At 59.6% G+C, this 26,591-nt stretch carries 24 protein-coding genes; 20 read left to right on the top strand and 4 right to left on the bottom strand.

Annotated elements, in window-relative coordinates:
- Positions 1-19: 19 nt before the first annotated feature.
- From glyQ to ACIN8IBEIGE_RS06590, 10 genes are all read left to right on the top strand, one after another.
- Positions 20-967 (top strand): glycine--tRNA ligase subunit alpha, encoded by a 948-nt coding sequence (gene glyQ / locus ACIN8IBEIGE_RS06635; RefSeq protein ID WP_090255151.1) that lies wholly within the window; start codon positions 20-22, stop codon positions 965-967.
- The gene (glyS, locus tag ACIN8IBEIGE_RS06630) at positions 964-3,018 is read left to right on the top strand and encodes a glycine--tRNA ligase subunit beta (RefSeq protein ID WP_160013956.1); all 2,055 of its coding nucleotides are present in this window, start codon (positions 964-966) and stop codon (positions 3,016-3,018) included. The genes glyQ and glyS overlap by 4 nt, the downstream gene beginning before the upstream one ends.
- Positions 3,019-3,108: 90 nt before the next feature.
- Positions 3,109-3,642, top strand: a complete 534-nt coding sequence (gmhB, locus tag ACIN8IBEIGE_RS06625; RefSeq protein WP_160013955.1) for a D-glycero-beta-D-manno-heptose 1,7-bisphosphate 7-phosphatase — start codon at positions 3,109-3,111, stop codon at positions 3,640-3,642.
- Positions 3,643-3,674: 32 nt separating this feature from the next.
- On the top strand, positions 3,675-4,448 hold the full coding sequence (locus tag ACIN8IBEIGE_RS06620) for a 1-acyl-sn-glycerol-3-phosphate acyltransferase (protein WP_160013954.1): 774 nt from the start codon (positions 3,675-3,677) through the stop codon (positions 4,446-4,448).
- Between the two features lie 247 nt (positions 4,449-4,695).
- Positions 4,696-5,319: a CDP-alcohol phosphatidyltransferase family protein gene (locus ACIN8IBEIGE_RS06615; protein ID WP_160013953.1), complete on the top strand. Its 624-nt coding sequence runs from the start codon at positions 4,696-4,698 to the stop codon at positions 5,317-5,319.
- Positions 5,320-5,329: 10 nt separating this feature from the next.
- Positions 5,330-7,087: a bifunctional alpha/beta hydrolase/class I SAM-dependent methyltransferase gene (locus ACIN8IBEIGE_RS06610; RefSeq protein ID WP_160013952.1), complete on the top strand. Its 1,758-nt coding sequence runs from the start codon at positions 5,330-5,332 to the stop codon at positions 7,085-7,087.
- Positions 7,087-8,442 (top strand): phosphatase PAP2/dual specificity phosphatase family protein, encoded by a 1,356-nt coding sequence (locus ACIN8IBEIGE_RS06605; RefSeq protein ID WP_160013951.1) that lies wholly within the window; start codon positions 7,087-7,089, stop codon positions 8,440-8,442. The genes ACIN8IBEIGE_RS06610 and ACIN8IBEIGE_RS06605 overlap by 1 nt, the downstream gene beginning before the upstream one ends.
- Positions 8,432-8,887, top strand: coding sequence for a hypothetical protein (locus ACIN8IBEIGE_RS06600; RefSeq protein WP_160013950.1), 456 nt, complete (start codon positions 8,432-8,434; stop codon positions 8,885-8,887). Before ACIN8IBEIGE_RS06605 ends, ACIN8IBEIGE_RS06600 begins: the two co-directional genes overlap by 11 nt.
- Before the next feature lie 10 nt (positions 8,888-8,897).
- Positions 8,898-9,518: a 1-acyl-sn-glycerol-3-phosphate acyltransferase gene (locus ACIN8IBEIGE_RS06595; RefSeq protein WP_160013949.1), complete on the top strand. Its 621-nt coding sequence runs from the start codon at positions 8,898-8,900 to the stop codon at positions 9,516-9,518.
- A 1-nt stretch (position 9,519) separates the two neighbouring features.
- Positions 9,520-10,461, top strand: a complete 942-nt coding sequence (locus ACIN8IBEIGE_RS06590) for a phosphatidate cytidylyltransferase (RefSeq protein ID WP_160013948.1) — start codon at positions 9,520-9,522, stop codon at positions 10,459-10,461.
- A gap of 66 nt (positions 10,462-10,527) precedes the next feature.
- Here the strand turns inward: ACIN8IBEIGE_RS06590 and gyrB are convergent, their stop codons facing one another.
- From gyrB to dnaA, 4 genes are read right to left on the bottom strand one after another with little or no spacing between them, the layout of a single operon-like run.
- Positions 10,528-12,945 (bottom strand): DNA topoisomerase (ATP-hydrolyzing) subunit B, encoded by a 2,418-nt coding sequence (gene gyrB / locus ACIN8IBEIGE_RS06585; RefSeq protein ID WP_160013947.1) that lies wholly within the window; start codon positions 12,943-12,945, stop codon positions 10,528-10,530.
- A gap of 4 nt (positions 12,946-12,949) precedes the next feature.
- On the bottom strand, positions 12,950-14,053 hold the full coding sequence (gene recF / locus ACIN8IBEIGE_RS06580; protein ID WP_160013946.1) for a DNA replication/repair protein RecF: 1,104 nt from the start codon (positions 14,051-14,053) through the stop codon (positions 12,950-12,952).
- Between the two features lie 7 nt (positions 14,054-14,060).
- Positions 14,061-15,164 (bottom strand): DNA polymerase III subunit beta, encoded by a 1,104-nt coding sequence (gene dnaN, locus ACIN8IBEIGE_RS06575; RefSeq protein WP_090378695.1) that lies wholly within the window; start codon positions 15,162-15,164, stop codon positions 14,061-14,063.
- Between the two features lie 30 nt (positions 15,165-15,194).
- The gene (dnaA, locus tag ACIN8IBEIGE_RS06570) at positions 15,195-16,664 is read right to left on the bottom strand and encodes a chromosomal replication initiator protein DnaA (RefSeq protein WP_160013945.1); all 1,470 of its coding nucleotides are present in this window, start codon (positions 16,662-16,664) and stop codon (positions 15,195-15,197) included.
- A gap of 522 nt (positions 16,665-17,186) precedes the next feature.
- Here dnaA and rpmH point away from each other — a divergent pair.
- The 10 genes from rpmH to ACIN8IBEIGE_RS06520 all read left to right on the top strand — a co-directional run bounded on the left by rpmH (position 17,187) and on the right by ACIN8IBEIGE_RS06520 (position 26,585).
- Entirely contained in the window at positions 17,187-17,321 is a 135-nt protein-coding gene (gene rpmH / locus ACIN8IBEIGE_RS06565; protein ID WP_002551315.1) for a 50S ribosomal protein L34, read from the top strand.
- 14 nt (positions 17,322-17,335) lie between these two features.
- A complete protein-coding gene (gene rnpA / locus ACIN8IBEIGE_RS06560; RefSeq protein ID WP_218579697.1) occupies positions 17,336-17,737 on the top strand; it encodes a ribonuclease P protein component in 402 nt (133 codons plus the stop codon).
- Positions 17,730-17,975: a membrane protein insertion efficiency factor YidD gene (gene yidD / locus ACIN8IBEIGE_RS06555; RefSeq protein ID WP_090254202.1), complete on the top strand. Its 246-nt coding sequence runs from the start codon at positions 17,730-17,732 to the stop codon at positions 17,973-17,975. Before rnpA ends, yidD begins: the two co-directional genes overlap by 8 nt.
- Before the next feature lie 2 nt (positions 17,976-17,977).
- Positions 17,978-19,729, top strand: coding sequence for a membrane protein insertase YidC (gene yidC / locus ACIN8IBEIGE_RS06550; protein WP_160013943.1), 1,752 nt, complete (start codon positions 17,978-17,980; stop codon positions 19,727-19,729).
- Positions 19,730-19,803: 74 nt separating this feature from the next.
- The gene (gene mnmE, locus ACIN8IBEIGE_RS06545) at positions 19,804-21,171 is read left to right on the top strand and encodes a tRNA uridine-5-carboxymethylaminomethyl(34) synthesis GTPase MnmE (RefSeq protein ID WP_160013942.1); all 1,368 of its coding nucleotides are present in this window, start codon (positions 19,804-19,806) and stop codon (positions 21,169-21,171) included.
- 625 nt (positions 21,172-21,796) lie between these two features.
- The gene (mnmG, locus tag ACIN8IBEIGE_RS06540; protein ID WP_160013941.1) at positions 21,797-23,689 is read left to right on the top strand and encodes a tRNA uridine-5-carboxymethylaminomethyl(34) synthesis enzyme MnmG; all 1,893 of its coding nucleotides are present in this window, start codon (positions 21,797-21,799) and stop codon (positions 23,687-23,689) included.
- On the top strand, positions 23,689-24,336 hold the full coding sequence (gene rsmG, locus ACIN8IBEIGE_RS06535) for a 16S rRNA (guanine(527)-N(7))-methyltransferase RsmG (protein WP_160013940.1): 648 nt from the start codon (positions 23,689-23,691) through the stop codon (positions 24,334-24,336). Before mnmG ends, rsmG begins: the two co-directional genes overlap by 1 nt.
- Before the next feature lie 12 nt (positions 24,337-24,348).
- Positions 24,349-25,137 (top strand): ParA family protein, encoded by a 789-nt coding sequence (locus ACIN8IBEIGE_RS06530; protein WP_090378681.1) that lies wholly within the window; start codon positions 24,349-24,351, stop codon positions 25,135-25,137.
- A gap of 10 nt (positions 25,138-25,147) precedes the next feature.
- Positions 25,148-26,020: a ParB/RepB/Spo0J family partition protein gene (locus tag ACIN8IBEIGE_RS06525; protein WP_160013939.1), complete on the top strand. Its 873-nt coding sequence runs from the start codon at positions 25,148-25,150 to the stop codon at positions 26,018-26,020.
- A 157-nt stretch (positions 26,021-26,177) separates the two neighbouring features.
- Entirely contained in the window at positions 26,178-26,585 is a 408-nt protein-coding gene (locus ACIN8IBEIGE_RS06520) for a F0F1 ATP synthase subunit I (protein ID WP_160013938.1), read from the top strand.
- Positions 26,586-26,591: the final 6 nt, after the last annotated feature.

Below are 26,591 nucleotides of genomic sequence, written 5' to 3'. Positions count from 1 at the left end.
CAAAGTACGGGTGAAATTTGTGAGCCAGACTACGCCTGCCGTGCGCACCTTCCAAGACTTGATCCTCGCCCTGCAACAGTACTGGGCCGAGCAGGGCTGTGTGGTGTTGCAGCCCTACGATATGGAAGTTGGCGCGGGCACCTTCCACACCGCCACGTTTCTCCGTGCCATTGGCCCAGAGACCTGGAACGCCGCCTACGTGCAGCCTTCCCGCCGTCCGGCTGACGGCCGTTACGGCGAAAACCCCAACCGCCTGCAGCACTACTACCAGTTCCAGGTGGTCTTGAAGCCGAACCCGGAAAACTTCCAGGAGCTGTACCTGGGCTCGCTGAAAGCCATCGGCATCGACCCACTGGTGCACGATATTCGCTTCGTTGAAGACAACTGGGAATCGCCGACCCTCGGCGCCTGGGGTCTGGGCTGGGAAATCTGGTTGAACGGCATGGAAGTCACCCAGTTCACCTACTTCCAGCAGGTCGGCGGCATCGAGTGCTACCCGGTAACCGGCGAGATCACCTACGGCTTGGAACGCCTGGCCATGTACCTGCAGGGCGTGGACTCGGTGTACGACCTGGTGTGGACCGACGGCCAGTTCGGCAAGGTCACCTATGGCGATGTGTTCCACCAGAACGAGGTGGAGCAGTCGACCTACAACTTCGAGCACGCCAACGTCGAAAAACTCTTCGAGCTGTTCGACTTCTATGAAAGCGAAGCCAACCGCCTGATCGAGCTGGAGCTACCGCTGCCAACCTACGAGATGGTGCTCAAGGCCTCGCACACCTTCAACCTGCTGGATGCGCGCCGGGCCATCTCGGTGACCGCGCGTCAGCAATACATCCTGCGTGTGCGGGCCCTGGCCCGTTCGGTGGCACAGAGCTACCTGCAAGCGCGGCGCAAACTCGGCTTCCCGCTCGCCACCCCCGACCTGCGTGATGAAGTACTGGCCAAGCTGGAGGCAGCAGAATGAGTACCCGTGATTTCCTGGTTGAACTGGGCACCGAAGAGCTGCCACCGAAAGCCCTGAAAACCCTGGGTGAGGCCTTCCTCGCCGGTATCGAAAAGGGCCTGAAAACTGCTGGCCTGAGCTATGGCCAAGTACGCTATTACGCTGCGCCGCGCCGTCTGGCCGTGCTGGTGGAACAACTCGCGACTCAGCAACCGGATCGCACTGTCAACCTCGACGGCCCGCCCGTTCAGGCGGCGTTCGACAAAGACGGCAACCCGACTCAGGCAGCACTGGGCTTCGCCAAGAAGTGTGGCGTCGAGTTGAGCCAGATCGACCAGAGCGGCCCCAAGCTGAAGTTCAGCCAGAGCATTCCAGGCCAGGCCGCGACCGGCCTGCTGCCCGCCATCGTCGAGACCTCGCTGAATGAACTGCCGATTCCCAAGCGTATGCGCTGGGGTGCACGCAAGACTGAATTCGTCCGCCCAAGCCAGTGGCTGGTGATGCTGTTCGGTGACGAGGTGATCGACTGCGAAATCCTCGCCCAGCAAGCCGGTCGCGTTTCCCGTGGCCATCGCTTCCACGCCAACCACGAAGTGCGCATCAGCGCGCCGGCCAACTACGCCGAAGACCTGCGCAGCGCCTATGTGATTGCCGACTTCGCCGAGCGCCGCGCGCAGATCATCGCCCGAGTCAATGAACTGGCTGCAGCAGAGCAGGGCAGCGCCATCGTGCCGCCGGCGCTGCTGGATGAAGTCAGCGCCCTGGTCGAATGGCCGGTGCCGCTGGTCTGCTCGTTCGAGGAACGTTTCCTTGAAGTGCCGCAGGAAGCGCTGATCACCACCATGCAGGACAACCAGAAGTACTTCTGCCTGCTCGATGGCAACGGCAAGCTGCTGCCGCGCTTTATCACCGTGGCCAACGTCGAAAGCAAAGACCCGGTGCAGATCATTTCCGGCAACGAGAAGGTGGTGCGTCCGCGCCTGACCGACGCCGAGTTCTTCTTCAAGCAGGACAAGAAACAGAAGCTGGAAAGCTTCAACCAGCGCCTGGCCAACGTGGTGTTCCAGGCCCAGCTCGGTTCGGTCTACGACAAGGCGCAGCGCGTCTCCGCCCTGGCTGGTTTTATCGCCGAGCGCATCGGTGGCGACGCCACCCGCGCCGCACGTGCCGGCATCCTCTGCAAGTGCGACCTGGCCAGTGAAATGGTCGGCGAGTTCCCGGAAATGCAGGGTATCGCCGGTTACTACTACGCCAAACACGATGGCGAAGCCGAAGACGTGGCCCTGGCGCTGAACGAGCAGTACATGCCGCGCGGCGCCGGCGCGGAGCTGCCAAGCACGCTCACCGGTGCTGCCGTGGCCCTGGCAGACAAGCTGGATACCCTGGTCGGCATCTTCGGCATCGGCATGCTGCCCACCGGCAGCAAAGACCCCTATGCCCTGCGTCGCGCTGCGCTCGGCGTGCTGCGCATCCTGATCGAAAAGCAGCTGGATCTGGACCTGGTTGAAGCCGTCGGCTTTGCCATCGCCCAGTTCGCCGACAAGATCAAGGCCGATGGCCTGGCGCCACAGGTGCAGGACTTTATCTTCGACCGTCTGCGCGCGCGTTATGAGGACGAAGGCGTCGACGTGGCCGTGTACCAGGCTGTGCGCGCGGTCAGCCCGACCTCACCGCTGGACTTCGATCAGCGCGTGCAGGCCGTGCAGGCCTTCCGTGCATTGCCGCAGGCGGCCGCTCTGGCTGCAGCGAACAAGCGCGTGTCCAACCTGCTGAGCAAGGCCGAAGGTCAGGTCGCGGCGAGCGTCGAGGCCCATCACTTCGACAACCCCAGCGAGTTCGCCCTCAACGCGGCCATCCAACAGGCCGAGCATGCAGTACGGCCGCTGGCTGAAGCCCGTCAGTACAACCTGGCGCTGAGCCAGCTGGCCAATCTGCGCGAGCCGGTGGACGCCTTCTTCGAGGCCGTACTGGTCAACGCCGAAGACGCTGCCGTACGGGCCAATCGTTATGCACTGCTGGCCAAGCTGCGTAGCCTGTTCCTCGGCGTCGCTGATATCTCGGTACTCGGCTAACGCCTGCCGCGAGTCCGATGGGCTGCACGCAGCCCATCATCACCTTTACCGGCGTGCGGCCATCACCGCGCGCCGGTTACGGATTACCGCATGAAACTGCTGATTCTCGACCGCGACGGCGTGATCAATTACGACTCCGACGCCTATATCAAAAGCCTCGCCGAATGGATTCCGCTGCCCGGAGCCATCGAAGCCATCGCGCGACTGTCACAAGCCGGCTGGACGGTAGCCGTGGCCACCAATCAATCCGGGGTTGCCCGCGGCTATTACGACCTGGCCACCCTGGAAGCCATGCACGCGCGCCTGCGTGAGCTGGTGGCGGCGCAGGGCGGCGAGCTAGGGCTTATCGTGCATTGCATCCACGGCCCGGATGAAGGCTGCGCCTGCCGCAAACCGAAACCCGGCATGCTCGAACAGATTGCTGCGTACTATGGCGTGGCACTCAAGGGCGTCTGGTTTGTCGGAGACAGCAGCGGTGACCTGACAGCGGCCAGCGCCGTCGATTGTCAGCCAGTTCTGGTAAAGACCGGCAAGGGCGAACGCACCCTGGCGAAAGGATTGCCAGCGGGCGCCCTGATATTCGATGATCTGGCGGCGGTTGCCGATCAGCTTCTCCACTTATAAAGCAGGCTCTGCCTGCGACGGTAAAAGCTCTCATGTCGACAGTGCAGACCCTCAGAACCTTCCTCTTCTATCTGCTGCTGGCTTCCAGCTCGTTCTTCTGGTGCACCCTCAGCGTCTTCGTCGCGCCCTTTCTGCCGTTTCGTGCACGCTACCGCTTTGTCGTGCAGAACTGGTGCCGCTGCGGCACCTGGCTGGCCAAGGTGGTGGTCGGCATCAACTACGAGATCAAGGGCCTGGAGAATATCCCCGATAAGCCCTGCGTGATCCTCGCCAAACACCAGAGCACCTGGGAAACCTTCTTCCTCTGCGGCTACTTCGAGCCGCTGAGCCAGGTGGTCAAGCGCGAGCTGCTGTATGTGCCGTTCTTCGGCTGGGCGATGGCCATGCTCAAGCCCATCGCGATTGACCGCAGCAACCCCAAGGCGGCCCTCAAGCAGCTGGCCAAACTCGGCCACAAACGTCTGGGGCAGGGCGCCTGGGTTCTGGTTTTCCCGGAAGGCACACGTATTCCACCGGGCCAGATCGGCAAGTTCAGCCGCGGCGGTGCATCCCTCGCGGTGAATGCCAACCTGCCAGTGCTGCCGATTGCCCACAACGCCGGTGAGTTCTGGCCCAAGCAGGGCTGGCGCAAGACGCCCGGCACCGTTCAGGTGGTGATCGGTCCACTGATGTACGCCGAAGGCACAGGCCCACGCGCCATCGCTGAACTCAATGACCGCGCCTTTGCCTGGGTCAGTCAGGCACAACGCGATATCGGCTCGCTGGATGCGCAAAGCCAGCCGCTGGAAACCCAAGCGCCGGCTTGAGCAATTGTGGATAAGCTGTGCACCAAATGGCGTCAAAGTGCCATCACGCAATGTAAGCAGTTGATTTAACGAGAATTACCGCCTGGAACGAACTATCAGGCGATGGGGGATAAGTTTCCCCCATGACGCACAGGTAGCTGCCAACCAGCAAATCCGGGCGTTTGCGCACAGTCTTATCAGCCTGCGCGCCAGGCAAAGCGGCTAAGCTGGATCGACGTGCCCAAGCAGCGAAAAGGAATTCTTCGCCATGCTCTCCATTTACCAGCTCAAGCCGGCTTTTCAGAACCTCCTGCGCCCGGGGGTCAAGCGCCTCTACGACAAAGGCGTGACGGCCAATCAGGTCACCCTGTTCGCCGCCGTGGTTTCCGTGCTGCTCGGCACCCTGCTGCTGGCCTTGCCCGAGCACACCTGGCTGTTCGCCCTGATCCCACTGTGGATGATTCTGCGCATGGCGCTGAACGCCGTCGACGGCATGCTCGCCCGCGAGTTCGGCCAGCAATCGCGGCTCGGCGCCTACCTCAATGAACTCAGCGACCTGATCGCCGACAGCGCGCTGTTTCTACCCTTCGCCTTGCTCCCCGGGGTCTCGCCGCTGCTGGTCGTGCTCGTCGTGCTGCTAGCCCTGATCAGCGAGTACGCCGGCGTACTCGGGCCCATGGTCGGTGCCTCACGGCGTTACGACGGGCCCATGGGCAAAAGTGACCGTGCCTTCTGCTTTGGCGTGCTGGGCGCTGGCGTGGCCTGCGGGTTGCTGTCTGCCGCTTGGCTCAACGGCCTGCTCGCGGTGATTCTCGCCCTGTTGCTCTACACCCTCTATAACCGCGTACGCCAGGGTCTGGCCGAAGCGGCGCAATCAACTGATTCGAAATAAGGATGTCTCGATGCGCGAAGCCCAAGAATTCAGCTTTACCACCCATGACGGCGTAGAGCTGTTCTACCGCCACTGGCCGGCCAGCAATCCTGACGCTTGCGCACCGAAGCGCGCAGTGGTGATGTTCCACCGCGGTCACGAACACGGCGGGCGCATGGCCCATCTGGTCGATGAACTGGAGATGGCGGATTTCGACTTTTTCGCCTGGGACGCGCGCGGCCATGGCCTGTCGCCAGGTGAGCGCGGCGATAGCCCGAGCTTCGCCACCAGCGTGCGCGATGTGCAGACCTTTATCGATCACATCGTCTACAGCCACGGCATACCGGTGGAGGATATTGCGGTGCTGGCGCAAAGCGTCGGGGCGGTGGTGGTCGCCACCTGGGCGCATGATTATGCGCCGAAGATCCGCGCCCTGGTGCTCGCCTCGCCTGCGTTCAAGGTCAAGCTCTACGTACCCTTTGCCCGGCCAGGCCTCAAGTTGATGCGCGCACTGCGCGGCAACTTCTTCGTCAACAGCTATGTGAAGGCCAAGTACCTCAGCCATGACCCGCAGCGAATTGCCTCCTTCAATAACGACCCGCTGATCGCCCGGCCGATCTCGGTAACTATGCTGCTGGGCCTGTATGACGCCGCCGAGCGCGTGGTGGCCGATGCCCAGGCGATCCAGATTCCCACCCAGCTGCTGATTTCCGGCGCCGACTTCGTGGTGCACCGCAAACCCCAGCAGCAATTCTTCGAGCGTCTGGGCAGCCTGCGCAAGGAGCTGCACATTCTTCCCGGCTTCTTCCACGACACCCTCGGCGAGCGCGACCGTAGCCACGCCCTGAGCCGCGCCCAGCGCTTTCTGCTGCGCTGTTTCGAAGAGCCGGTAACACGCCCCTCCTTGCTTGATGCCGACCGCCTGGGCGTGACCTGCGCCGAATCGGAAAGCCTAGCCGCACCGCTGCCACATAACTCCCTCGGCGACCTTTACTGGCGCGCCACCCGTGCCAGTCTGCGGCTCGGCAGCAGTCTGGCCGACGGGGTGAAACTGGGTTTCGACACGGGTTTCGATTCCGGCAGCACCCTGGATTACGTCTACCGTAACCAGCCCAGCGGCAAATCACATATCGGCCGGCTGATCGATCAGAACTATCTCAACTCCATCGGCTGGCGCGGCATTCGCCAACGTAAGCTGCACGCCGAAGAGTTGCTGCGCCTGGCGATGGGCAAGCTGCGCGAGCAAGGCCGTGGCGTGCGCATTGTTGATATCGCCGCCGGCCATGGCCGCTATATCCTCGAAGCCCTGGAAGGGATGGAGCAGAAGCCAGACTCAATCCTGTTGCGTGATTACAGCGATATCAATGTGCGCGACGGCGGCGCCTTGATCGAACAAAAAGGGCTGAGCAATATCGCCCGCTTCATCAAAGGCGATGCCTTCGACCGGGCTGACCTTGCGGCACTGGAGCCCAAACCGACTCTGGCGGTGGTCTCCGGTTTGTATGAGCTGTTCGGCAGCAACCAGATGGTTGGCGGCTCGCTCGCCGGGCTGGCGGCAGCCGTCGAGGAGGGCGGTTATCTGGTGTACACCGGGCAGCCGTGGCACCCACAGCTGGAGCTGATCGCCCGCGCCCTGACCAGCCACCGCGGCGGCGAAGCCTGGGTGATGCGACGGCGTAGTCAGGCGGAGATGGATCAGCTGGTCGAGGCCGCAGGATTTCGCAAGATCACCCAGCGTATCGACGAGTGGGGCATCTTCAGTGTCTCCCTGGCGCAGCGGGTGTCCTGATGGCGGAAGTTAGCCTTAGCCGCGAAGCCGGATTGTGGAAGCGCGGCGTGCTCTGGCTGCTGCTCTTGGCGCCACTGTTCTTCGCCAGCTACAGCTTCGCCAACTGGCTGAGCGCACAACGCGACGACGTCGGCACCCTGGTGTTTGCCTGGGAAAGCCAGATGCCGCTATGGCCGTGGACTATTGTTCCTTACTGGTCAATTGACCTGCTTTATGGATTGTCCTTTCTGCTGCCGGCCACCCGGCGGGAAATGGATCGCCACGGCCTGCGCCTGCTTAGTGTGCAAGTGCTGTGCATTGCCTGCTTTCTGCTCTGGCCGCTGCGCTTTACCTTCGAGCGGCCCGAACTGGATGGTCTGTTCGGCGGCATGTTCGACGTGCTGATGGGCTTCGACAAACCCTTTAACCAAGCGCCTTCTCTGCATATCGCCCTGCTGGTGGTGATCTGGGTGATGTTCGCCCGGCATACCCATGGCCTGTGGCTGCGTGGCCTGCTGCACGGTTGGATGGCCCTGATCGGCGTGTCGGTGCTAACCACCTGGCAGCACCATTTTATTGATGTGCCCACCGGGGTTCTGGCCGGCTGGCTGTGCGTCTGGTTGTGGCCGCTGCAAGGCCGTAGCCCACTGCTGGCCTGGCAGCTGACCCGTGACACGCAGCGTCTGCGCCTGAGCTTGCGTTACAGCCTGGGTGCAGCGCTGCTCAGCGCCTTGGCGGTAAACCTGAGTGGTTCCTGGTTATGGCTGCTCTGGCCGGCGTTCTCCTTGCTGCTGGTGGCGCTCAACTACCTGCTGTTCGGCGCGGCGGGTTTCCAGAAGGCCGCTGATGGTCGGCTGAACAGCGCCGCAACCTGGTTGCTCGCGCCCTACCTGGCCGCAGCCTGGCTTAACTCACGACTATGGACCCGCGCTCAGCCGCATGCCGATGAGATCGAACCGGGTATTTGGCTGGGGCGCATTCCGGCGCCAGGGCAGGCCGAGCAGTTCCAGGCCCAGCTCGATCTGTGCGCCGAGCTGCCAGCCAGAGCTCAAGCCAAGGCCTATCGCTCGTTGCCGCTGCTCGATCTCTGCGTGCCCGGTCCAGCTGACTGCCTGGAAGCTGCGCAGACCATCGAGGCGCTACGCAGCCATGGCAACCTGCTGGTCTACTGCGCCTTGGGCTATTCACGCAGCGCCACGGCAGTAGCCGCCTGGCTGCTGCACAGCGGACGTTGCAAGGACGTGACCGAAGCGCTGGCACATCTGCGCCGAGCGCGGCCTCAGGTGGTCTTGAGCGACGCTCATCAACAGGCGCTGCACGGCATGCTGGAACTCAGCAGCCGCTCTATGCCAGCAGGAGCCGCCCATGGCTACTGAAATGCAGCTGTTGACCGTGGCCAGTCTGTTGCGTCGGGGTAGGGCGCTGGATCAGCTGTCCAGCGCGCTCAACCTGGTCGCCCTACTGATCGGCCTGGCGCCGTTACTCGGCATCCAAGCACAACCACTGACGGCACTGTTCTGCGCGCTGCTGCTGATACTGGGTCTGGGCCAGAAATACTGGGCGCTGCGCGTGGCGCTGGATGCCGAACTGTTCCAGCAGCTTGCCAGTCGGGTCGATCAGTTAGCCGTGCACACCGCCGAGCTCGACCAAACCCTTGCCCAGCTCAAGCTGCAGTCGGTTAAGCCGTCTGCGCGCAGCTGGGAGGAACGTAGCCTCGGTGCGTTGCGCCTGTTGCGCCAACAGGCGCTCTGGCTACTTGCGCAACTGCTGTTGGCCGTATTGATCGTGCTGGGCCTGCCCTGGTTTTCAATTACTGGATAAGGAGTCGTCCATGCTCGCGTCCATCACCGCCTTCGTTATCACCTCGGCTGCGCGTCTGCTTACCGGCGCCCGCGCGCTGTGGCTCGGTTGCACGCCACAACCTGTGCAACGACTGTATTACGCCAACCACAGCAGCCACGGCGATTTCGTCCTGCTCTGGGCATCGCTGCCCGATGAACTGCGGCGCCGTACCCGACCGGTAGCCGGCGCGGACTACTGGCAGCGTGACGGCGTGCGCCGCTACCTGATCAATAAAGTATTCAACGGCGTACTGATCGACCGCGAGCGCGCCACGCCACAAGCCAACCCACTGCAGCCGATGCTCGATGCCCTGGATCAAGGCGACTCACTGATCCTCTTTCCCGAGGGCACGCGCAACCTGGAGGACGGCTTGCTGCCGTTCAAGAGCGGCCTGTACCACCTGACCCGGCTGCGTCCCGAGATCGAACTGGTGCCGGTGTGGATTGCCAACCTTAACCGGGTCATGCCCAAGGGTAGGGCGTTGCCGTTGCCGCTGCTGTGCACCCTGAGCTTCGGCACGCCGCTGGAACATATGGAAGATGAAAGCAAGCAGGCGTTCCTCGAGCGCGCCCGTAACGCCTTATTGGCCCTAGCACCCGAGGAAGCTTGAGATGGATAACAACACCCTGCTGCTGTTCGCCGGTATCGGAGCGCTGTTGCTGCTCGCCTCGGCCATCGGCTATTTCCTCAAGTGGCGCAGTGGCGGCAGCGCCAACCCGGTAATCGACAATCTCAATGCGCGGATCAACGCCTGGTGGGTCATGGTGTTGGTGATCGGCATTGCCTTTCTGTTCGGCAACCTGGGTGTGATTCTGCTGTTCTACTTCGTCTCGTTCTACGCCCTGCGCGAGTTTATGACCCTCACGCCAACGCGGCGCAGTGACTACCCGGCTCTGGTGGCGGCCTTCTACTTCGCCCTACCCATGCAGTACCTGCTGATCGCCCTGGACTGGTACGGCCTGTTTGCCATCTTTATACCGGTGTATCTGTTCCTGCTGCTGCCGATCCTGGCCTCCCTGGGCGGCGATACCACGCGCTTTCTCGAACGTGCGTCAAAGGTGCAGTGGGGGCTGATGATCGCGGTGTACTGCATCTCCTCGGTTCCCGCGCTGCTGACCCTGGACATACCGGGCTATGAAGGGCGCAACCTGCTGCTGATCGCCTGGCTGATCATCGTGGTGCAGCTGTCTGATGTGCTGCAGTACGTCTGCGGCAAGTTGTTCGGCAAGCACAAGATCGCGCCACGTTTATCGCCGTCGAAAACCGTCGAGGGCTTTGTCGGCGGCGTCAGCCTGTCCTGCCTGGTCGGCGCGCTGCTGTGCTGGATCACCCCGTTCAGCTTCTGGCAGGCTGCCTTGATGGCCCTGACCGTCAACCTGCTGGGCTTTGCTGGTGGCCTGGTGATGTCGGCGATCAAACGCGATCGCGGGGTAAAGGACTGGGGCCATATGATCGAAGGCCACGGCGGCATGCTCGACCGCCTCGACTCGGTGTGTTTCGCCGCGCCGATCTTCTTCCACTTCGTGCGCTACTGGTGGGTGCCATTGGCTTGAGCCGAGCGGAATAAAAATGCCCCGGATATCCGGGGCATTTTTTTGGCTGATACGAACGGTGGCTGATCAGAAGTCCAGGTTGGACACTGCCAGAGCATTGGTCTCGATAAAGTCCCGACGCGGTTCAACGGCATCGCCCATCAGGGTGTTGAAGATCTGATCGGCAGCGATCGCATCTTCGATACGCACCTTGAGCATGCGGCGTACTTCCGGGTCCATAGTGGTTTCCCAGAGTTGATCCGGGTTCATTTCACCGAGACCCTTATAGCGTTGAATGCTATGGCGCTTGGTACTTTCCGCCATCAGCCAGGCCAACGCGTCCTTGAAGGTGGTTACGGCCTTCTTGCGCTCGCCGCGCTGCACGTAGGCACCTTCCTCCAACAGACTGTTGAGTTGGTCGCCCAGGCTGGTAACGGTCTTGTAGTCATTGCTGGCGAAGAAGTCGCGGTTGAAGATGATGTAGCTGGAAACCCCATGGGATACCAGTTCAACCTGCGGCAACCAGATATGACGCTCCTGGTCTTCGTGCAGGCTGGTTTTGTACACCAGGCCGGACTTTTCCATCCCCTTGAGGCGCGCATCGAGCAGGCCCAACCATTGCTGCATGGCAGCTTTATCGGCCAGTTGCTCGGCTTCCACACGCGGGATGTAAACGAAGTGTTCGGTGAGCTCCAGCGGGTACAGACGCGACAAACGGTTGAGGGTCTTCATCACCAGACGGTAATCGTTGACCAGACGCTCCAGCGCCTCGCCAGACAGACCTGGCGCGCTTTCGTTGACGTGCAGGCTGGCGTCTTCCAGGGCCGACTGGGTCATGTATTCATCCATGGCCTCGTCGTCCTTGATGTACTGCTCCTGCTTGCCCTTCTTGACCTTGTACAGCGGCGGTTGGGCGATGTAGATGTAGCCGCGCTCGACCAGCTCAGGCAATTGACGGAAGAAGAAGGTCAGCAACAGGGTACGGATGTGCGAACCGTCGACGTCGGCATCGGTCATGATGATGATGTTGTGGTAGCGCAGCTTGTCGATGTTGTACTCATCGCGGCCGATACCACAGCCCAGGGCGGTGATCAGGGTGCCGACCTCCTGGGACGAAATCATCTTGTCGAAACGCGCTTTCTCGACGTTAAGGATCTTGCCCTTGAGCGGCAGGATGGCCTGGGTCTTGCGGTTACGGCCCTGCTTGGCAGAACCGCCCGCGGAGTCCCCTTCCACGATATAGAGTTCGGAAAGGGCAGGGTCTTTCTCCTGGCAGTCGGCCAATTTGCCTGGCAGCCCGGCGATATCCAGGGCGCCTTTACGGCGGGTCATTTCACGCGCCTTACGCGCAGCTTCACGGGCACGCGCAGCGTCGATCATCTTGCCGACCACGGCCTTGGCTTCGTTGGGGTTTTCCAGCAGGAAGTCGGAGAAGTACTTGCCCATTTCCTGCTCGACCGCAGTTTTTACTTCGCTGGAAACCAGCTTGTCTTTGGTCTGCGAGCTGAACTTGGGATCCGGTACTTTAACCGAAATAATCGCGGTCAGGCCTTCACGGGCATCGTCACCGGTGGTGGCGATCTTGTGCTTCTTGGCCAGACCTTCCTGCTCGATATAGGCGTTCAGGTTACGTGTCAGCGCCGAACGGAAACCGGCCAGGTGAGTACCACCATCGCGCTGCGGAATGTTGTTGGTGAAACACAACAGGTTCTCGTTGAAGCTGTCGTTCCACTGCAGGGCGACTTCGACACCGACACCGTCGTCACGCTGCACGGTGAAGTGGAATACCTGGTTGACCGCAGTCTTGTTGTGGTTGAGGTATTCAACGAAGGCACGTAGGCCTCCTTCGTACTTGAACAGCTCTTCTTTGCCGCTGCGTTCATCCTTGAGCAGGATGCCCACGCCGGAGTTGAGGAACGACAGTTCGCGTAGGCGCTTGGCCAAAATATCCCAGCTGAAGTGGATATTGGCGAAGGTCTCTTCGGACGGTTTGAAGTGGATCTGCGTACCGGTGGTGTCACTGTCGCCCACCGTGGCAATGGGTGCTGTGGGCACACCATGCACATAGGTCTGTTCCCATATCTTGCCACTGCGGCGGATGGTCAGAACCAGTTCCTTAGACAGGGCGTTAACCACGGAAACACCCACGCCGTGCAGACCGCCGGAAACCTTGTAGCTGTTGTCGTCGAACTTACCGCCGGCGTGCAGGACGGTCATGATCACTTCAGCGGCGGAAACGCCTTCTTCCTTATGCACATCGACCGGAATGCCACGGCCGTTGTCACGCACGCTGATCGACTCATCCGGGTGGATGGTAATGGTGATTTCGCTGCAATGCCCAGCCAAGGCCTCGTCAATCGAGTTATCGACCACCTCGAACACCATGTGGTGCAGACCGCTGCCATCGTCGGTATCGCCGATGTACATACCAGGCCGCTTGCGTACGGCATCCAGGCCCTTGAGGACCTTAATGTTATTGGAGTCGTACGTTTGGTTTTCGCTCATGCCTTCACTCCCGGTGGTCGTGGGTCTGGGTAATGCCACCATGTTCCACGTGGAACATGGCAACTGGCGTATCCGTGCGCCAGCCTTCCCTCAACAATTCATGGTCTACACAGGTGATAAACACCTGGCAGTGCAAGTCTTCCAACAATCGGCACAACGCACGACGGTGCTGTTCATCCAGTTCTGACGGTAAGTCATCCACCAGATAGATGCATTGGCCGTGCTTGGCCTGATTAACTAAATGGCCCTGCGCAATGCGCAGAGCACATACAACTAATTTCTGTTGGCCGCGCGAGAGTATCTCGGCGGCATTGTGCGCACCCAGGCGCAACCTTAAATCGGCGCGCTGTGGGCCAGCCTGGGTATGACCCAGTTGCTGATCGCGGGAGAGGGTAGAGGCAAGCACTGTATTCAGCTCGCGCTCTTTGTCCCAGCCGCGGTAGTAACTGAGAGTCAAACCTTGCAGGTCAACCAGCTCATTCAGGGTTCGTTCGAAAACCGGTTTCAGGGCCTGAATATAGGCACGCCGATAACCATCAATTTCGTCGCTGGCCAGGCACAACTCACGGTCCCAGGCCGCCTGCGAAGCGGCGTCAAGTGTACCATGCCGCAGCCATGAGTTCCGCTGACGCAGGGCCTTCTGCAGCCGCTGCCAGGCCGGCAGAAAACGAGGTTCCACGTGGAACACTCCCCAATCGAGGAACTGCCTACGAATCTTCGGTGCGCCTTCAAGCAGACGGAAGCTGTCCGGATTGATCAGTTGCAGCGGCAAGGTCTCAGCCAGTTGCGCAGCACTGCGCGCATTCTGCCCATCGATACGAATCTGAAACTCACCCTGACGATCCCGCGAAATGCCCAGACTACTTTGCCGACCATCAGACATCTGCACCTGACCAAAAATCGTGCAGGCGAGCTGATCGTATTGAATGACCGGAAGCAGGCGAGTGCTGCGAAAGGAGCGAGCCAGACCCAGCAGATGAATGGCTTCCAGCAAGCTGGTTTTACCACTGCCATTGTCGCCGGAGAGGATGTTGATACGCGGGGAGGGAGAGAGGGTCACCGGGTGCAGATTACGCACCGCGGTGACGGTAAAGCGAGTAAGGGACATTCAGCGGTTACAGACGCATCGGCATAACGACATAAGAGGAGTCGTCGTTGTCAGCTTCCTGCACCAGGGCACTGCTGTTGGCATCGGAGAGAATCAGACGCACCTGGTCGGTGGTCATTACGCTCAGCACATCGAGCAGGTAGCTGACGTTGAAACCGATTTCCAGCGAACTGCCGTTGTAGTCCACAGCGATCTCTTCTTCCGCTTCTTCCTGCTCAGGGTTGTTGGCCTGAATTTTCAGCAAACCGGATTCCAGCTGTAGGCGAATACCGCGGTACTTTTCGTTGGACAGAATCGCGGTACGGCTGAACGCTTCGCGCAGGCCCTGACGATCGGCAACCACCAGTTTGTCACCACCACGTGGCAGTACACGCTCATAGTCAGGGAATTTGCCGTCGACCAGTTTCGAGGTGAAGGTGAACTCGCCGGTGGTGGCGCGAATATGATGCTGACCAAGAACGATGCTGACGCTGCCGTCCTGTTCGGTAAGCAGGCGAGCCAGTTCAAGAATACCCTTGCGCGGCACGATGACCTGATGGCGTTCAACCTGCTCGATCGCTGCTTCCATCGAACACATGGCCAGACGGTGACCGTCGGTGGCAACTGCGCGGAGGATGCCGGTCTGTACTTCCAGTAGCATGCCGTTGAGGTAATAACGCACGTCTTGCTGGGCCATGGCAAAGCTGGTGCGTTCGATCAGGCGACGCAGCCGACTTTGTACCAGGCTGAAGGTCAGCGAGCCTGGGCCTTCTTCAACAGTCGGGAAATCATTGGCGGGCAGGGTGGACAGGCTGAAACGGCTACGGCCGGCTTTGACCAGCAGCTTCTGCTCGTCGATACGGATATCGATCAGCGCATCAGCCGGCAAGCTTTTGCAGATGTCCATCAGCTTGCGGGCGGGTACGGTAATCTCACCCGGCTGCGCAGGCTCTTCCAGGGTGACGCGACCGACCAGCTCGACTTCCAGGTCGGTGCCGGTTAGCGACAGCTGCTGGCCTTCGACCACCAGCAGCACGTTAGAGAGAACCGGCAAGGTCTGACGGCGTTCCACGACGCCGGCGACCAGTTGCAGAGGTTTCAACAAGGCTTCGCGTTGAATGGTGAAATGCATGGTCTAGTCCCTTGCCTAGTGGAGTGCGTATTAGGTTGTAAGCGTACGCAGCAAATTCTTATAGTCCTCGCGGATGTCCGCATCGGATTCCTTAAGTTCAGCAATCTTACGGCATGCATGCAATACCGTTGTGTGATCGCGGCCGCCGAAGGCATCACCAATTTCCGGCAGGCTGTGGTTGGTCAGTTCTTTCGACAAGGCCATGGCCACCTGACGCGGGCGCGCAACAGAACGCGAGCGGCGTTTGGACAGCAGATCAGAAATCTTGATCTTGTAGTACTCGGCGACCGTGCGCTGAATATTGTCGATACTGACCAGCTTGTCCTGCAGGGCCAACAGGTCCTTGAGCGATTCGCGGATCAGCTCGATGGTAATGTCACGGCCCATGAAGTGCGAGTGGGCGATAACACGCTTCAAGGCACCTTCAAGCTCACGCACGTTGGAGCGAATACGCTGGGCAATAAAGAAGGCGGCATCGTGTGGCAGATCGACTTTGGCCTGGTCGGCCTTCTTCATCAAAATCGCCACGCGGGTTTCCAGCTCAGGCGGCTCGACGGCAACCGTCAGGCCCCAACCGAAACGTGACTTGAGACGCTCTTCCAGACCTTCGATTTCTTTCGGATAGCGGTCACTGGTGAGAATCACCTGCTGCCCACCTTCGAGCAAGGCGTTGAAGGTGTGGAAAAACTCTTCCTGGGAACGCTCTTTCTTAGCGAAGAATTGAATGTCGTCGATCAGCAGTGCATCCACCGAACGGTAGAAACGCTTGAACTCGTTGATCGCATTCAGCTGCAAGGCCTTGACCATGTCCGCGACGAACCGCTCGGAATGCAGGTACACCACCTTGGCATTCGGGTTCTTCGCCAGCAGATGATTACCCACCGCGTGCATCAAGTGAGTCTTACCCAGACCAACACCACCGTAAAGGAACAGTGGGTTGTAACCGTGCTTGGGGTTGTCTGCCACCTGCCAGGCCGCTGCGCGGGCCAGCTGGTTGGATTTACCTTCAACGAAATTATCAAAGGTAAAGGTACGGTTCAGATAACTGGTGTGCTTCAGCCCGCCTTCAACCTGCACCGTACGCTCAGTGCGTGCCGGCGCCTGCTGGCTGGCCGCACCTGCCATTGGATCAAAGCTGGCGCGCGAGGGTTCTGCCTGCACGGCCGCAGATGCAGATGCAGTCGCTGCAGCAGGTGCAGGCATGCTCGGCGCCGCGGACGGGGTACTGACAGCTGCCGCGCGCGGTGCCGAACTGCGTTTGCTACCTATTAATAAGGAGAGCGCAGGAACCAGACCATTGGTCCGTTCAGTCAGTAGCTCAAGCAAACGGCTGAGATACTTCTCATTAACCCAGTCGAGGACAAAACGGTTCGGCGCATAGACACGAAGCTCGTCGCCTTCGGCTTCGACCTGCAGTGGACGGATCCAGGTGTTGAATTGCTGAGCAGGCAGCTCATCGCGCAGAAGCTCGACGCACTGCTGCCAAAGTTCCACAGACACGGACATCCCCTAAATCGCAAGGCGCGAGGCAAAAAACAGCCGTCATTGTAGCCGCCGAGGCTTGAGTTATCCACATGTAAGCTTGCTTATGAGCAAGGAAAATCAACGTGTTATTGACGTTAGTGGCTTATAACGCAAGGCGGACAAAGGCTGTGGATAACCAATCATAAGCTCACGGGATAACCCAGGGTAAAACCCGGTGGAAAACCCTACTGTGGGTAAAACGGCATTCCATCCTCAGCTTGTGGACGGGTTCCACACAGTTGCAGCACGCCTTTTCGACAGACTTACCCTTGGCTGAATAGCCCTAACCTGTTGGCCTTCAAGCACTTATGCACAGATCGATGACCAGCTAATAGCTACTAACATCACTAAACATCTTTAAATATTCTCTTCTTTATATTTCTTTATTCAGGAAAAGCCTGGTTGGAAATTGACCTGACCCTTGGGTTTCTCTAGAATTGCCGGTCTCTTAAAACGGGGGCCATTCCGGCCCGTAGTCGACCACCCAGGTACCGCACCATGAAACGTACTTTCCAACCCAGCACTATCAAACGCGCTCGCACCCACGGTTTCCGTGCTCGTATGGCCACCAAGAACGGCCGTGCTGTCCTGTCGCGTCGCCGCGCCAAGGGCCGTAAGCGTCTCGCCGTCTAAATTTCGGTCTTGTGGTGAGTCGAGACTTCAGTCGGGAAAAGCGTCTGCTAACCCCCCGACAATTCAAGGCAGTCTTCGACTCCCCTAGCGGCAAAGCTCCGGGCAAAAATGTCCTGCTGCTGGCGCGCAACAACGAACTTGATCACCCCCGACTGGGATTGGTGATCGGCAAGAAGAGCGTCAAGCTCTCTGTTGAGCGCAATCGTCTGAAACGTCAGATCCGCGAATCGTTCCGTCTCAATCAGGACAACCTGGTGGGATGGGACATCGTGGTGGTTGCGCGTAAAGGCCTTGGTGATCTTGAAAATACCGAACTGGCTCGCCAGTTTGGCAAACTCTGGAAACGCCTCGAACGCAGTAAGCCAAGCCCGGAAGCCGTCGCAACATCTGGGGTGAACGACAGTCCCCATGCGTAAACTGGCTTTGCTTCCTATCCAGTTTTACCGCTACGCCATCAGCCCCTTGATGGCCAGTCACTGTCGTTTCTACCCAAGCTGTTCTTGCTACGCGCTTGAAGCCATTGAACATCATGGCGTCATGCGCGGTGGCTGGCTGACCTTGCGTCGGCTTGGCCGCTGTCACCCGTGGAATCCCGGTGGCTATGACCCGGTTCCCTGCGTGAAAACCTCCCGTTCCTCTTCGATGGCCGAATAATCATGGATATTCAACGCTCGATCCTGATCGTCGCCCTGGCAATCGTGTCCTATATGATGGTTCTCCAGTGGAACCAGGACTACGGTCAAGCTGCCCTGCCGACAGAAATTGCCGCGACCAGCAGCACCGTACCCGGCTTGCCGGATACCACTGCCAACACTTCAACTCCAGCTGGCAGCGACGATATTCCGAGCGCCACCCCGGCTGTTGAGCCCAGCGCCATCAGTGCGGCACCGGCTGCAGCCAGCGATGAGCTGATTCGGGTGAAGACCGATGTGCTGGATCTGGCCATCGACCCGCGCGGTGGTGATGTGGTGCAACTGCGTTTGCCGCAGTACCCGCGTCGTCAGGATCGTCCGGATGTGCCGTTCCAGTTGTTCGACAACGGTGGCGAGCGCACCTACCTGGCGCAGAGCGGTTTGATTGGCAGCAATGCACCGGACAAATCCAGCGGTCGTGCTCTTTGGAGCAGCGAACAGAAGAGCTATGAGTTGGCCGACGGTCAGGACCAACTGCAGGTTGACCTCAAGCTCAGCGAAAACGGCGTCAATTACATCAAGCGCTTTACCTTCAAGCGTGGTCTGAACGCTGAATGTGCAGCCAAGGACCAACAGCAGAAGAAACCCGGCTGCGTTGATCCTTCGTCCTATCAGGTGACTGTCAGCTACCTGATCGACAACCAGAGTGGTCAGGCCTGGAGCGGCAATATGTTTGCCCAGCTCAAGCGTGATGGCAGCGACGATCCGTCCTCCACCACCGCTACTGGCACGGCGACCTACCTCGGTGGTGCACTGTGGACCAGCGAAGAGCCGTACAAAAAAGTGTCGATGAAAGACATCGACAAACAAGCCTTCAAAGAAACTGTTCAAGGAGGCTGGGTTGCCTGGCTACAGCATTACTTCGTCACTGCCTGGATCCCAAGCAAAGACAGTACTAACCAAGTACAGACCCGCAAAGACAGCCAAGGTAACTACATTGTCGGCTTTACCGGCCCGGCCATTCAGGTTGCTGCCGGCGCTCAGGGTGAAACCAGTGCAATTCTGTATGCCGGCCCGAAGCTACAAGGCCATCTGAAGACTCTGTCTCCAGGTCTTGAGCTGACTGTCGACTACGGCATTCTGTGGTTCCTGGCTCAACCGATCTTCTGGCTGCTGGAAGTTATCCACAACCTGCTCGGCAACTGGGGCTGGTCGATCATCATGTTGACCGTGATCATCAAGCTGATCTTCTTTCCGCTGTCCGCTGCCAGCTACAAATCCATGGCGCGCATGCGTGCCGTTGCACCGAAACTCGCTCAGCTGAAAGAGCAGCACGGTGACGATCGCCAGAAAATGTCCCAGGCGATGATGGAGCTGTACAAGAAAGAGAAGATCAACCCGTTGGGCGGCTGCTTGCCGATCCTGGTGCAGATGCCGGTATTCCTCGCACTCTATTGGGTGCTGCTGGAATCCGTAGAAATGCGCCAAGCACCGTGGCTGCTGTGGATAACCGACCTGGCGATCAAGGACCCGTACTTCATCCTGCCGATCATCATGGGCGCGACCATGTTTATCCAGCAGCAGCTCAACCCGACGCCGCCGGACCCGATGCAAGCCAAGGTGCTGAAAATGATGCCAATCATCTTCACCTTCTTCTTCCTCTGGTTCCCGGCTGGTCTGGTGCTGTACTGGGTGGTCAACAACGTCTTGTCCATCGCTCAGCAGTGGTACATTACGCGCAAGATCGAAGCCGCAACCAAGGCCGCAGACGCCTAGCGGTGATTGCTTCTAAGCTGTAACAAACGCCCCTTTTCAGGGGCGTTTTGCTATGTCGTATTCAGGAGAAGCGCATGCCCCCCGTTGTTGAAACCATTGCCGCCGTCGCTACTGCCCAGGGTCGGGGTGGCGTTGGCATCGTGCGTATTTCCGGGCCGCTGGCCGGCACATTGGCGCAGGCGATCTGCCAACGCGAGTTGCAGCCGCGTTACGCCCACTACGGGCCGTTCTACGCCGACGCCAAGCAGGTACTGGATGAAGGCCTGGCCCTGTACTTCCCCGGCCCCAACTCCTTTACCGGCGAAGACGTGCTGGAACTGCAGGGCCACGGCGGGCCAGTGGTGCTCGATCTGCTGCTGCGTCGCTGTGTACAACTCGGTGCACGCCTGGCACGCCCCGGCGAATTCAGCGAGCGCGCCTTTCTCAATGACAAGCTCGACCTGGCCCAGGCCGAGGCGATTGCCGACCTGATTGAAGCCAGTTCCGAACAGGCCGCGCGCAATGCCCTGCGCTCGCTGCAGGGCGAGTTCTCCCGTCGTGTACATGGCCTGACCGAGCGGCTGATCAGCCTGCGTATCTACGTTGAAGCCGCCATCGACTTTCCCGAAGAGGAAATCGACTTTCTCGCCGATGGCCACGTACTCAGCCTGCTCGAGGGCGTGCGTGCTGACCTTTCCGGTGTGCTGCGTGAGGCCGGCCAAGGGGCCCTGCTGCGCGATGGCATGACCGTGGTGATCGCCGGCCGCCCCAATGCCGGCAAGTCCAGCCTGCTTAACGCCCTGGCCGGGCGCGAAGCGGCCATCGTCACCGAAATCGCCGGCACCACCCGTGACGTGCTGCGCGAACATATCCACATCGATGGTATGCCACTGCACGTAGTGGACACCGCCGGCCTGCGTGATACCGAGGATCAAGTTGAACGCATTGGCGTCGAGCGTGCGCTGAAGGCTATTGGCGAAGCTGATCGTATTCTTTTGGTTGTCGATGCTACGGCACCGGAAGCCGACGATCCCTTCGCTTTATGGCCGGAGTTTCTCGACCAGCGGCCTGATCCGGCCAAGGTCACCCTGATTCGCAACAAGGCTGACCTGTCTGGCGAGTCGGTGGTACTAGAGGTGTGCAATGACGGCCACGTGACCATCAGCCTGTCGGCCAAGTCGACTGAAGGCCTGGATCTACTGCGTGAACACCTGAAAGCCTGCATGGGTTACGAGCAAACCGCCGAGAGCAGCTTTAGCGCGCGCCGGCGTCACCTGGAGGCACTACGTCAGGCGGCCGCTCACCTTGAGCATGGTCATGCCCAGCTAACCCTGGCCGGCGCAGGCGAACTGCTCGCCGAAGACCTGCGCATGGCTCAGCAGAGCCTGGGCGAAATCACCGGTGCATTCAGTTCCGATGACCTGCTGGGGCGAATTTTTTCCAGCTTCTGTATCGGTAAATAGGCAGGACGGCGCACGCCGTCTCACCTGTCAACACATCGCCTAACCCATCAGCTGCACGATATTTCTGATGGGTTGCGGCGCATCTAATCATGCCTGCATCCGCAATACCCTCTCTGCGTCTAATCCCTCCTGCCCCCTGAAGTCCCAACTAATGCCGTTCGGGAAGGTCTTCGCCTGGGCGAAATAGGTACGGCCAAGCAATTATTTATCCACCTAAGCCCTGTGGAAAACCCAGCCTAAGCCCTGCCTATAACCCGGTGATAAAACGGAGGATAACCGCACCTGTGGATAACTGCAGTTTTCACCCACAGCTTGCGTACGGCAACTGAACAGGCAGATGGCAGGATCAGCACAGACTTTTTAAACGCTGAAAGCCTTTAATTCATTGACCTGCAGCAATCTATCCACAGAAAAGCCGTTGCTAAGTAATAAACATATAAACAAGGCTTTATAAAAATTCTCTCTTTTATTCTTTATTAACCGAGCGACTTACACACGGCCAAAACCAACTGGCTATTTTTTGTGCAAAAGGCTTCTTTCACACCAGCTAAATCCCTATACTTGCCGCCTTTCCCGCTTTTCAACCCAAAAAGCCCCCCATTTCTCAACAGGCACGAGGTGCGTGGTGGATTTCCCTTCCCGTTTTCAGGTGATCGTCATCGGCGGCGGTCATGCCGGTACCGAAGCTGCGTTGGCAGCTGCACGCATGGGGGTAAAAACCCTGCTGCTGACCCATAACGTGGAAACACTCGGGCAGATGAGCTGCAACCCGGCGATTGGCGGAATCGGCAAGAGCCATCTGGTCAAGGAAATCGACGCCCTCGGCGGCGCCATGGCTGAAGCCACCGACAAAGGTGGTATCCAGTTCCGTGTGCTAAACAGCCGCAAGGGCCCTGCGGTACGCGCCACTCGCGCCCAGGCTGATCGTGTGCTGTACAAAGCTGCGATTCGCGAAACCCTGGAAAACCAGGCCAACCTGTGGATATTTCAGCAGGCAGCTGATGACCTGATCGTCGAAAACGACGAAGTCAAAGGCGTTGTCACCCAGATGGGCCTGCGCTTCCTCGCGGATTCCGTGGTGTTGACCACTGGCACCTTCCTCGGCGGACTTATCCACATAGGCCTGCAGAATTACTCAGGCGGTCGCGCTGGCGACCCACCTTCGATTGCCTTGGCACAACGTCTACGCGAGCTGCCGCTGCGCGTCGGTCGCCTGAAAACCGGTACGCCGCCCCGAATCGATGGCCGTTCGGTGGATTTCTCGGTGATGACCGAACAACCCGGCGACACGCCAACCCCGCTGATGTCCTTCCTCGGTCGCGCCGAACAGCAACCGCGTCAGGTCAGCTGCTGGATCACCCACACCAATGCGCGTACCCACGAAATCATCGCGGCTAACCTCGACCGTTCGCCGATGTATTCCGGAGTGATCGAAGGGGTCGGCCCGCGCTATTGCCCGTCGATCGAAGACAAGATCCACCGCTTTGCCGACAAGGACAGTCATCAGGTATTTATCGAGCCCGAAGGCCTGAATACCCATGAGCTTTATCCGAATGGCATTTCCACCTCGCTGCCGTTCGATGTGCAATTGCAGATCGTGCGCAGCATCCGTGGCATGGAGAACGCACATATCGTGCGGCCCGGCTACGCCATCGAGTACGACTACTTCGATCCGCGTGACCTCAAGTACAGCCTGGAAACTAAGGTGATTGCCGGGTTGTTCTTCGCTGGGCAGATCAACGGCACCACCGGTTACGAAGAAGCCGGTGCACAAGGTTTGCTCGCCGGCTGCAACGCCGCGCTGCGCGCTCAGGGCAAGAACAGCTGGTGTCCGCGTCGCGATGAGGCCTATATCGGTGTACTGGTCGACGACCTGATTACCCTGGGTACCCAGGAGCCGTACCGCATGTTCACCTCGCGCGCCGAATACCGGCTGATCCTGCGCGAAGACAACGCCGACCTGCGCCTGACCGAGAAAGGCCGCGAGTTGGGACTGGTCGATGATGTGCGTTGGGCCGCGTTCGAAGCCAAGCGCGAAGCCATCGTGCAGGAAGAACAGCGCCTGAAAAACACCTGGGTACGTCCGGGTACGCCTCAGGGTGATGCGATTGCCACCCACTTCGGCACGCCGTTGACCCACGAATACAACCTGCTCAACCTGCTGGCTCGCCCGGAGATCGATTACGCCGGATTGATCACCATCACCGGTGGTGGCGCGCAGGATCCGCAGGTGGCCGAACAGGTCGAGATCAAGACCAAGTACGCCGGTTATATCGATCGCCAGCAGGACGAAATCGCCCGTCTGCGCGCCAGTGAAGACACCAAGCTGCCACTCGATATCGACTACGCGGGGATTTCCGGGCTGTCCAAGGAGATCCAGCACAAACTCGGCAACAGTCGCCCGGAAACTCTAGGCCAGGCCTCGCGGATTCCCGGCGTTACCCCGGCGGCGATTTCCCTGCTGCTGATCCATTTGAAAAAGCGCACTGCCGGTCAGCAGTTGGAGCACAGCGCCTGATGTCGTTGGTTACTGCCCGTCACGCCGAAGAACTGAGCCAGGGCGCTCTTGAGCTGGGTGTCGAACTCAGCGCGCAGCAGCACGAACAGTTGCTGGCCTACCTGGCCCTGCTGATCAAGTGGAACAAGGCCTACAACCTCACCGCAGTGCGCGATCCGAATGAAATGGTTTCGCGCCATCTGCTCGACAGCCTGTCCGTGGTGCCTTTCGTCTTTGATGCTGGGGATAACTGGCTGGATGTGGGCAGTGGCGGCGGCATGCCGGGGATTCCCCTGGCCATCCTGTTTCCCGAGCGGCAGTTCACCCTGCTTGATTCCAACGGCAAGAAGACTCGCTTCCTGACTCAGGTGAAGCTGGAGTTGAAACTGGCCAACCTGCAAGTTATCCACAGCCGCGTCGAAGAGTTCCGACCAGACGTGCCGTTTGCCGGTATCTGCTCGCGGGCGTTCAGCTCACTGGAAGATTTCAGCAACTGGACTCGCCATTTGGGCGATGGCAATACCCAGTGGCTGGCGATGAAGGGGGTACATCCGGATGACGAGTTGCAGGCGCTGCCAGCGGACTTTCGTCTCACCGCCACGCATGTACTCAAGGTTCCCGGTTGCCAAGGTCAGCGCCATCTGTTGATACTGCGTCGCTCGGTTTAGGGGGAACGCAGCATGGCTAAGGTATTCGCAATCGCTAACCAGAAAGGCGGCGTGGGCAAAACCACCACCTGCATCAATCTGGCTGCCTCGCTGGTGGCGACCAAGCGCCGTGTGCTGCTGATCGACCTCGACCCCCAGGGCAACGCGACCATGGGCAGCGGTGTGGATAAACACGGCCTGGAGCATTCGATCTACGACGTGCTGATCGGCGAGTGCAACCTGGTTGAGGCCATGCAGTTTTCCGAGCACGGCGGCTACCAGCTACTGCCGGCCAACCGCGATCTGACCGCCGCCGAAGTCTCGCTGCTGGAAATGAAAATGAAGGAAAGCCGCCTGCGTTATGCACTGGCGCCAATCCGCGAGAATTACGATTACATCCTCATCGACTGCCCGCCGGCGCTGTCGATGCTGACGATCAACGCCCTGGTCGCTGCCGACGGGGTGATTATCCCCATGCAGTGTGAGTACTACGCGCTTGAGGGCTTGAGCGACCTGGTCAACAGCATTCAGCGCATTGCTGAACTGTTGAACCCCAAGCTGAAGATCGAAGGCCTGCTACGCACCATGTACGACCCGCGCATCAGCCTGACCAACGATGTGTCGGCGCAGCTCAAGCAGCACTTCCCAGACCAGCTCTACGACGTGGTCATCCCGCGTAACGTGCGCCTGGCAGAGGCGCCAAGCTTCGGCATGCCGGCGCTGGTGTATGACAAGCAATCCCGTGGTGCCATTGCCTACCTGGCGCTGGCCGGCGAATTGGTACGCCGCCAGCGCGCAAGTGCCCACACCGCAACCGCATAAGGAAATACCCATGGCTGTGAAAAAACGAGGACTGGGACGCGGTCTGGATGCCCTGCTGGGCGGCACCAGTGTCAGCGCCTTGCAGGAAGAGGCCGCGCAGGTCGACAGCCGTGAACTGCAGTACGTGCCCCTGGACCTGATCCAGCGCGGTAAATACCAGCCGCGCCGCGATATGGACGTCACCGCTCTGGAAGAACTGGCGCAGTCGATCAAGGTCCACGGCGTGATGCAACCGATTGTGGTGCGGCCGATTGGTGAAGGACGTTTCGAGATCGTTGCCGGTGAGCGCCGCTGGCGTGCCAGTCAGCAGGCTGGTCTGGACAAGATCCCGGCCATGGTTCGCGAGCTGCCTGATGAAGCCGCCATTGCCATGGCGCTGATCGAGAACATCCAGCGTGAAGACCTCAACCCCATCGAAGAAGCCATGGCTTTGCAGCGGCTGCAACAGGAGTTCCAGTTGACTCAGCAGCAGGTCGCCGATGCGGTGGGTAAGTCGCGGGTGACCATCAGCAACCTGCTGCGCCTGATTGCCTTGCCGGAAGAGATCAAAACCCTGCTGTCCCATGGCGATCTGGAAATGGGTCATGCCCGTGCCTTGCTCGGTTTGCCGGCCGAACAGCAGACCGAAGGTGCGCGACATGTTGTCGCACGCGGCCTTACCGTGCGCCAAACCGAAGCACTGGTACGCCAGTGGCTGAACAGCAAAGAGAAGCCGGCAGCGGTGGTTAAAACCGATCCTGACATTACCCGCCTGGAACAGCGCCTGGCTGAGCGCCTGGGCTCGCCGGTGCAGATCAAGCATGGGCAGAAAGGCAAAGGTCAGTTGGTGATCAGCTACAGCTCGCTGGACGAACTTCAGGGTGTACTCGCCCACATTCGCTGAAACAATTGAGCGTGTAGCGACTAGTCGGAAATCACTACCCGACAGTTGAATGGGGGGGGAAGCGCCCCTATACTCTGCGCGCATTTCGTCGGCACAAAGTATGCCAAGTTATTGATTTCAGGTGCCGACGCCCGAGTTCAGCTTTCAGGAAAACAAGATGGACGTTCGCACGCCGAATCGCCTGCCCTTCCATCGCCTGGCTGTTTTCCCGGTTTTGCTGGTGCAACTGTTGCTGTTGCTGCTCATGGCCCTGGTGTTGTGGCAGTGGCAAGGCGCAGTGGCTGGTTACTCCGGGTTGTGTGGCGGCCTGATTGCCTGGTTGCCGAATCTGTATTTTGCCCACAAGGCGTTCCGTTTCAGTGGAGCGCGGGCTGCTCAAGCCATCGTCCGGTCTTTTTATGCCGGTGAGGCGGGCAAACTGGTTTTAACGGCAGTGCTGTTTGCACTGACCTTTGCAGGTGTGAAACCTCTGGAACCGCTGGCGGTATTTGGCGTGTTCTTCCTGACCCAGTTGGTCAATTGGTTTTCGCCCCTGCTGATGAAAACAAGACTTTTAAGACCTTAGCGCTCG

The organism is Pseudomonas sp. 8BK (assembly GCF_902506475.1).
GTDB classification, from domain to species: Bacteria; Pseudomonadota; Gammaproteobacteria; order Pseudomonadales; family Pseudomonadaceae; genus Aquipseudomonas; species Aquipseudomonas anguilliseptica.
This window is presented reverse-complemented; position numbering and strand designations above follow the sequence as displayed.

What these genes read in the sequence shown, in the direction of transcription:
- glyS (WP_160013956.1), top strand. Translation starts at nt 964, where the DNA reads ATGAGTACCCGTGATTTCCTGGTTGAACTGGGCACCGAAGAGCTGCCA.
- ACIN8IBEIGE_RS06530 (WP_090378681.1), top strand. Translation starts at nt 24,349, where the DNA reads ATGGCTAAGGTATTCGCAATCGCTAACCAGAAAGGCGGCGTGGGCAAA.
- yidC (WP_160013943.1), top strand. Translation starts at nt 17,978, where the DNA reads ATGGATATTCAACGCTCGATCCTGATCGTCGCCCTGGCAATCGTGTCC.
- ACIN8IBEIGE_RS06620 (WP_160013954.1), top strand. Translation starts at nt 3,675, where the DNA reads ATGTCGACAGTGCAGACCCTCAGAACCTTCCTCTTCTATCTGCTGCTG.
- gyrB (WP_160013947.1), bottom strand. Translation starts at nt 12,945, where the DNA reads ATGAGCGAAAACCAAACGTACGACTCCAATAACATTAAGGTCCTCAAG.
- ACIN8IBEIGE_RS06525 (WP_160013939.1), top strand. Translation starts at nt 25,148, where the DNA reads ATGGCTGTGAAAAAACGAGGACTGGGACGCGGTCTGGATGCCCTGCTG.
- rsmG (WP_160013940.1), top strand. Translation starts at nt 23,689, where the DNA reads ATGTCGTTGGTTACTGCCCGTCACGCCGAAGAACTGAGCCAGGGCGCT.
- dnaN (WP_090378695.1), bottom strand. Translation starts at nt 15,164, where the DNA reads ATGCATTTCACCATTCAACGCGAAGCCTTGTTGAAACCTCTGCAACTG.
- rpmH (WP_002551315.1), top strand. Translation starts at nt 17,187, where the DNA reads ATGAAACGTACTTTCCAACCCAGCACTATCAAACGCGCTCGCACCCAC.
- ACIN8IBEIGE_RS06595 (WP_160013949.1), top strand. Translation starts at nt 8,898, where the DNA reads ATGCTCGCGTCCATCACCGCCTTCGTTATCACCTCGGCTGCGCGTCTG.
- ACIN8IBEIGE_RS06605 (WP_160013951.1), top strand. Translation starts at nt 7,087, where the DNA reads ATGGCGGAAGTTAGCCTTAGCCGCGAAGCCGGATTGTGGAAGCGCGGC.
- yidD (WP_090254202.1), top strand. Translation starts at nt 17,730, where the DNA reads ATGCGTAAACTGGCTTTGCTTCCTATCCAGTTTTACCGCTACGCCATC.
- ACIN8IBEIGE_RS06600 (WP_160013950.1), top strand. Translation starts at nt 8,432, where the DNA reads ATGGCTACTGAAATGCAGCTGTTGACCGTGGCCAGTCTGTTGCGTCGG.
- recF (WP_160013946.1), bottom strand. Translation starts at nt 14,053, where the DNA reads ATGTCCCTTACTCGCTTTACCGTCACCGCGGTGCGTAATCTGCACCCG.
- mnmE (WP_160013942.1), top strand. Translation starts at nt 19,804, where the DNA reads ATGCCCCCCGTTGTTGAAACCATTGCCGCCGTCGCTACTGCCCAGGGT.
- ACIN8IBEIGE_RS06520 (WP_160013938.1), top strand. Translation starts at nt 26,178, where the DNA reads ATGGACGTTCGCACGCCGAATCGCCTGCCCTTCCATCGCCTGGCTGTT.
- ACIN8IBEIGE_RS06590 (WP_160013948.1), top strand. Translation starts at nt 9,520, where the DNA reads ATGGATAACAACACCCTGCTGCTGTTCGCCGGTATCGGAGCGCTGTTG.
- ACIN8IBEIGE_RS06610 (WP_160013952.1), top strand. Translation starts at nt 5,330, where the DNA reads ATGCGCGAAGCCCAAGAATTCAGCTTTACCACCCATGACGGCGTAGAG.
- ACIN8IBEIGE_RS06615 (WP_160013953.1), top strand. Translation starts at nt 4,696, where the DNA reads ATGCTCTCCATTTACCAGCTCAAGCCGGCTTTTCAGAACCTCCTGCGC.
- gmhB (WP_160013955.1), top strand. Translation starts at nt 3,109, where the DNA reads ATGAAACTGCTGATTCTCGACCGCGACGGCGTGATCAATTACGACTCC.